Raw genomic sequence first — 458 nt, 5'->3', positions numbered from 1 at the left:
ATCCACGGCACCGACGACGCCACCGTGATCACCGGCACCAGCACCGCCGCGCTGACCGAGACCAATGCGGCGCAGAGCACCGGCGGCACCCTGGTCGCCACCGATCCCGACAGCTCGAACGCCTTTGTCGTGCAGACCAACGCGGCCGGCAGCAACGGCTTCGGCACCTTCTCGATCGATGCGGGCGGGGTCTGGACCTACACCATGAACAACGCCCACGACGAGTTCGTCGGCGGCACCGACTACACCGACAGCATCACGGTTGCGACCGCCGATGGCACGAGCCAGCTCATCACCGTCACCATCCACGGCACCGACGACGCCACCGTGATCACCGGCACCAGCACCGCCGCGCTGACCGAGACCAATGCGGCGCAGAGCACCGGCGGCACCCTGGTCGCCACCGATCCCGACAGCTCGAACGCCTTTGTCGTGCAGACCAACGCGGCCGGCAGCAA

Annotated in this window: 1 protein-coding gene; it reads left to right on the top strand. The window is 68.1% G+C overall.

Going from position 1 to position 458, the window contains the following annotated elements; all coding sequences use genetic code 11:
• A partial coding sequence (locus AC0L2D_RS31830; protein WP_473544123.1) for a VCBS domain-containing protein occupies positions 1-458 on the top strand: 458 nt, incomplete at both ends.

The sequence above is a fragment of the Mesorhizobium sp. WSM4833 genome (assembly GCF_055811095.1).
The sequence above is the reverse complement of the archived record's forward strand: the minus strand, read 5'-3'. Positions and strand labels throughout refer to the sequence as shown.